The organism is Occallatibacter sp., assembly GCF_049802275.1.
Taxonomy (GTDB): domain Bacteria; phylum Acidobacteriota; class Terriglobia; order Terriglobales; family Acidobacteriaceae; genus Telmatobacter.
Map to the genome: position 1 here is coordinate 1 of NZ_JBARMD010000273.1, position 6,404 is coordinate 6,404.

The window sequence follows — 6,404 nt, forward strand, 5'->3', positions numbered from 1 at the left end:
GTGGTCGATGCAAAGCCCGAAGTGATGAATCACAACACGGAGACGGTTCCGCGACTCTATCGCGTGGTGCGATCGGGTGCGCGCTATGAGCGTTCTCTTGAGCTGTTGCGCTACTCAAAGAAGTTGAACCCGGGGGGCGTGACGAAATCCGGCGTGATGGTGGGGTTGGGCGAAGAGACTCACGAACTGCTCGAAGTATTTCGCGATCTGGCTGCGATCGGCTGCGACATCCTTACGATCGGGCAGTACCTGCGCCCGTCGCGCGATCATCTGCCCATGGCGCGTTTGTATACGCCAGGAGAATTCGCCGAGTTAAAAGCCGAAGCATTAAGGATGGGTTTCCGCCATGTGGAGTCGGGGCCCCTGGTGCGTTCGAGCTACCATGCGCACGAGCAGGCCATGTCGACTGGCGCTGCTGCTGCTGCTGCTGTGTTGTTGTTGTAAGAGAAGCAACAACGCTACTAATTGCGACTGAATACCCCATTTTCCGGGCCAGAATTGCCAAATAGAAAACGTCAGTGGTGGTCCAGAACAGAGGACAGCACACGATCGTCCTGCCAATCCTCGGACCGGCTGGGGAGCAGCGGGGGGCAATTGGTCAACGTCCGCAGCAGTGACACGACCACAATGTCAGGTGCATGTTGGCTTGTCTTCGACAGACCGCATGCTAATGAGGCTGGGATCGTGACACAGCGATCAGAGGAGGTACGGAACCAGGGCGGCGGTCTGACGAGCATAGGTGGCATACGCCTCGCCGAACTGGGACCGCATCCACTGTTCCTCCATGCGCAGCTTCATCCAGAGCGCGATGAAGATGAGAACGAAAACGATGAATCCGCGCACCTGGGAAATGGCAATCGCCATGCCGAGGAAACCGGACAAAATGCCGGTGTAGATCGGGTGACGGGCCACGGCATAGGGACCGGTGGTGATCAGCTCGTGGCCCTGCTTAATGGTGACGGAGCGGCTCCAGTTGCTGCCGAGGTGCTCGCGCGCCCAGATGGCGAACAGAAGGCCGGCGATGGTGACGGCAGCTCCCAGCCAGAAGGGCAAGAGGCCACTCGGCCAGAGCTGCAGATAGAGCCAGGGCAGCGGGATGCGAGTCGTCCAGAGTAGGATGATCGCGATCAGGAAAATGAAGACGCGCAGGATGCGAGAGGCAGCCGGCTCGAGGCGCTTGGTGGTTTTGGTATTGGCGGCCTTGATCTGCCAGTAGAGAAGAAAGATAACCCAGACCGCCGGGAAAAACCATTCGTAGAACCAGAGCATTCGGGACCTCCTGGCGCTGAAAGTATTTACGCAGGTGAGCGAGGAGAGGTTCCAGGGCAGGCGACATAACTATGAGCGGCTTTGTCGGTGCGCTTTCCGCATGGATTGTCGGGTTCTTCGACCTCGCTGCGCTTCGCACAGTATGACAGCATTTTGGAGTCGTGGGACGGGTGTTCCGAGTAGGAATCGTCGGTGTGTATTGGCTGATCGTCGGTTGCGTCTTCGAACCGGGCGCACAGCAAATCGCCAAGTCTCAGACCTTGATCAGGAACTGATATGCTTGGCGGACCGCACCCACTTCGTCGCCGGCGGCTGTGCCATCCTGCTCGATGAAGATTTGTTTCACGCCAGCCTTGTTTAGCGAATCCAGCATCTTCTTCCAATCCGTTGTGCCCTGGCCGAAGGGTGCGTACTTCGGCCAGTTGATCGTGACGGTCGGCGTGAACGGCGAGGCCCATTCCTTTACGTGGGCGAGTTCAAACCGATGCGGATACTTTTCAAGATACGGATAAGGATCGCCGCCGCCGGCGATGAAATTACCGGTGTCAAATTCCATGCCCACCACCGCAGGATCGGTCAGGCGCAGCATCTCATCGAACGCTACGATGTTGCCGTACTTTTGAGCTTCGATGTTGTGGTTGTGATACGCAAACCGCATTCCCGCGTCGCGCACACGCGCGCCGATTGCGTTGAAACGTTCCGCGCTCCATCGCCAATCCTCGAGTTCGATGTGCTCGAACGGATTGCCGGATGCAGGCTTGCCGGAGGCCGTTAAAGTGCCGGGTTTGATCGATGGGATGGCGGCGATCATGTACGGCATGTCGACCTCGTGGCAGAAATCGATCATGCGGCCAATTTCGTCGTCGGGCATACTGGCGAGCAGGCAATGTGCGCCGCTTGCTGTGAGTCCGGCGTTCGCCAGGCTGGTGCGGACTTCTTTCGCTGTACGCCCATAAAAGCCCGCGAATTCGACGTTTTTGATGCCGATCGCGGCGACCTTGGCCAGCGTGCGGTCGAAGTCCTTGGCCAGCAGGACGCGAAGAACATAAAGCTGAACGCCGAACTTATTCGGACTATAGTCGGAGGCTCTCGCGAATCGAGATGATGCCATGGCGAATGCACCCATAGCGCCAGTTGCCAGAAAATCGCGTCGCGAGATCACTTGTTGCCCCCCAATCGAACTACTCACGAATAATAGGAGAGGGACGCCGATTCCACAAGAAAGGCGCTCGATCGATGGAGTTCATGGCAATCAGGAATCGAAACGGCGGCCTGGCAGAGATACCGGTGCTCACGCCTGGAGATGATTGAATTGGAAAGTACGCCGGAGAGATTGTCGATAAAAATGCGTCGCCTACTACGTCTTGTGCTAGCCGGGATGCTTGTTCCCCAGCATACGCGGGCCACAAATGTCATCCCTCCTTATTTGGTGTCGACATCTGACGTTCTGCTGGCGTTGAGGGCTGGAGAGCACGTGCCGACCCTTGCCTGGGTGAGCGGTATTCCCGGCTTTCAATTCAGCAATGCGGCGGAGGAGCCCCTTCCGGCGAGCGTCGAGGTGAACGGCAAGCGGGTTGCGCTGACGTGGGAACTGAAACCTGACCTGGGTCGCGCCGACAGGCATCACGTTGTGTTTGTTTACGAAACGGCAACTCCGCATCTTCGTTTGTCGTGGGAGTGGCTGGCGCGCGCTGACTTCGGCCCTGTCGAGCATCGCATCACGGTTGAGAACCTGGGCGCGGACGAGATATGGCTACCCATGATTGATTCTCTGCGCTTGCAACTGCGGTGGAGTCCGAACAGAAAGCTGCAATACCTTTACGTGGAGAAGGGCGCCGATACGCCTTCTCCAGTCGGTACGCACATTGGGGCCATTCCTGTGGGATATCAATGGACGGGAAAATCGTCGACCTATGCCTTTCCGCAAAAGGACGAGGCGCGCGAAATTATTCCCGCGGAATTTGTGTTCAACGCAGATGATCCCCAGGCTGGATGGCTTGCCGGGATCGAGTTCAGTGGACGGACGCGCATTTCGCTTTCGCGCAACGGCGACAGCGTCACCTCTGTGCTCGGCCTGAATCCTGAACCGGGACCGTTCCGCACACGGCTTGCGCCGGGAGACAAGTTCGAAACGCCCACCGTGTTCTTCGGTGCATTTTCCGGTGGGCCGGATGGGGCCGCCAATCAACTGCGACCGTGGGTGCGCGCGGTGCTCGGCAATCCGGCGACATGGAAGGATCCGGAGTACCCGTTGACCGTGAACAACAGCTGGGGCGGCGGAATGCAGATCGACGAGAAGCTGGCGTTGCGCATGATTGACGACTCGAAACAGTTGGGTCTGGAGATGTTTCATGTCGATGCGGGCTGGTTTCGCGGAGTCGGCGACTGGTATCCCAACCCTGAAAAATTCCCCCATGGCCTTGCGTTCATTGCTGATGCTGCGCACAAGCAGGGGCTGCGTTTTGGCCTTTGGGTCGACTGGGCGCAGGCAGCACTCGATACGCAACCGGGGGCGCTGAACGCGCGTGATTCCAAGGTGCGCGACTGGCTCGTAACTGATCTGGCGCCGGAGTGGAAGCCTGAGGAGTTCAAGGGACAGACGGTCGATATGGGTGTTCGTGCCGCTCAAGACTATCTCGCAAAGGAAGTGAATCGCATCGTTACCGATTACCACCTCGACATGCTGGAGCACGATGGTTATCTAGTTGCCCAGGGATGCGTGCGTGACGATCATCCCCACGCGCCTCCGAATCGCAGCACGATGAAAGTCGTTCACGATTCGGGCTTCGACTTTGTGGTCGCGTCCAGTTCGACTGACGTTAGCTACCATGCTGTCCGCGCTTATTACGACATCTATGCGCAAACGCGCCGCGCGCACCCTGGGCTGATCTTCGAGATTTGCAATGATGGCGGCCGCATGGTGGACTTCGGCTCCGCTGCGCATGGCGACTACTTCTCCATTACGGATACGTACGATCCGCTCTCAAATCGGCGAGCGTTTTACGACACCAGCTATATGCTGCCGGCGGCGATGCTCGAGAGCTACGTGGAGAAGTGGCCCACGCCGCGGCCCGAGAACTTTTTGTATATGTTGCGCAGCGGCATGATGGGCTGGGTCACCATCATGATGGACACCTCGGCGTGGACCGCGGAGCAGCATGAAGCTGCAAGGCAGGCGATTGCGCTTTACAAGCAGAAGCTCCGGCCGCTGATACGTGACGCGCGGCTCTATCACGTCTCGACACGCCCCGACGGTGTGCATTGGGACGCGATTCAGTATTGGGATCCGGTGCGCAAGCAGGGTGTGCTGTATGCATTCCGTGGCAGCATCGAAGACGAAGAGAACCATGTATTTGTATTGGAGGGGCTCGACGATGCAAAACGCTACAGGTTGCACTTTCAGGATGGATCCTCCCAGGACACGGTCATCGCCGGGAAGCATTTGATGAAAGAAGGACTGGCGGTTCATTTGTCCCATCCCTTCAGTTCCGAGCTGGTGTTCATTGAGGAGGCCGAGGCAAGCGATAGCGCGCGCTGAGAGGTCCGAAGCATTGAAGTTCGTGGATGTGCCTTGGCGCATCTGCCTTGGGTTCACGAGACGAAGCGCCCTGGGCGGCGATAATGTGTTGGTTGGGTCGCCGCAAAATTTGTAGCGGCCTTGTAAATCTTGCATCCGAAGGAAGGATGCGTTTTGAATAACGAGCTGTAACTTTCGCGAGACCGCATTGGAGGGTGAAGATGGCAAAGACTGCAAAAAGCCGCAAGTTCAATATCAAGGTAAAGCCGCTTACGAGCCTGAAGGCATGGAAAGACTTGAAGTCGCATGCGCGTGAGGTTGCCAAGCTGCATCTGCGCACGCTGTTCGCTGACGACCCGAAACGCGGCGAGCGCATGACGGCCGAAGGCGTCGGTCTCTTCCTCGACTACTCGAAGAACCGCGTTACCGACGAGACGGTTAGGTTGCTACTTGCGCTGGCGGAAGAATCGAAGCTGCGCGAGCACACTGACGCCATGTTCAGCGGCCAGAAGATCAACATCACGGAGAAGCGTGCTGTGTTGCATGTGGCGCTGCGCGCGCCCAAGGGCCAAACGATCATGGTCGACGGCGAAGACGTGGTGCCGAAGGTGCATGAAGTACTCGATCGGATGACGGCGTTTTCCAATCGCGTACGCGGCGGTGAGTGGAAGGGCCACACCGGCAAGCGCATCAGGAACGTGATCAACATTGGGATCGGCGGATCTGACCTTGGGCCGGTAATGGCCTACGAGGCGTTGAAGCACTACAGCGATCGCGCCATGACATTTCGGTTCGTCTCGAATGTCGACAGCACTGATTTTGCGGAGGCGGTGCAGGATCTGGATGCCGCAGAAACCTTGTTCATCGTTTCGTCGAAGACCTTCACCACGCTGGAGACGATGACGAATGCGCACACGGCGCGGTCTTGGCTGCTTGAAAAACTTGGCGGTGATGAGTCGGCGATTGCAAAACATTTCGTCGCCGTATCCACCAACGCCGGCGAAGTGACCAAGTTTGGCATCGACACGGCTAATATGTTCGGGTTCTGGGATTGGGTCGGCGGCCGCTACTCCATGGACTCGGCCATAGGCCTTTCGACGATGCTGGCGATTGGGCCTGAGAACTTCCGCTCCATGCTCGACGGATTCCACCAGATGGACGAGCACTTCCGGACCGCCCCGTTGGAAAAGAATCTCCCCGTCCTGCTGGCGTTGTTTTCCGTCTGGTACACCGACTTCTTCGATGCGCAGACCATCGCCATCCTGCCATACGAGCAATATCTCAAGCGCTTTCCTGCCTACCTGCAGCAGTTGACGATGGAAAGCAACGGCAAACATGTAACGCTCAAAGGCAGAGAAGTCCGCTACAACACCAGCCCCATCTACTGGGGCGAACCGGGCACAAACGGCCAGCACTCGTTTTATCAGTTAATCCATCAGGGAACGCGCCTGATCCCATGCGACTTCATTGCGTTCTACAAGACGCTGAATCCGCTTGGCCCTCATCACGACATACTGGTCGCGAATGTCTTTGCGCAGGCTGAAGCACTGGCCTTTGGGAAGACTGCGGAGCAGGTCAAGGCCGAGGGAACGCCGGACTGGCTTGTTCCGCATCGCGT

General features: G+C 57.8%; 4 protein-coding genes and 1 pseudogene. 3 read left to right on the forward strand and 2 right to left on the reverse strand.

Annotation, left to right across the window (positions count from 1 at the left end; all coding sequences use genetic code 11):
• Positions 1-444 (forward strand): annotated as a pseudogene (locus tag WA354_RS09460) (lipoyl synthase); the annotation flags it as partial.
• Positions 445-696: 252 nt separating this feature from the next.
• Here WA354_RS09460 and WA354_RS09465 read toward each other — a convergent pair.
• Positions 697-1,269: a methyltransferase family protein gene (locus tag WA354_RS09465; protein WP_472812762.1), complete on the reverse strand. Its 573-nt coding sequence runs from the start codon at positions 1,267-1,269 to the stop codon at positions 697-699.
• 253 nt (positions 1,270-1,522) lie between these two features.
• Positions 1,523-2,380, reverse strand: a complete 858-nt coding sequence (locus WA354_RS09470) for a sugar phosphate isomerase/epimerase family protein (protein WP_472812763.1) — start codon at positions 2,378-2,380, stop codon at positions 1,523-1,525.
• Positions 2,381-2,743: 363 nt separating this feature from the next.
• Here WA354_RS09470 and WA354_RS09475 point away from each other — a divergent pair, with 363 nt between their 5' ends.
• Together WA354_RS09475 and pgi are read left to right on the forward strand one after the other, a co-directional pair.
• Entirely contained in the window at positions 2,744-4,807 is a 2,064-nt protein-coding gene (locus WA354_RS09475) for an alpha-galactosidase (protein ID WP_472812764.1), read from the forward strand.
• 200 nt (positions 4,808-5,007) lie between these two features.
• Positions 5,008-6,404: glucose-6-phosphate isomerase (pgi, locus tag WA354_RS09480; protein WP_472812765.1), on the forward strand; the 1,397-nt coding region annotated here is incomplete at its 3' end.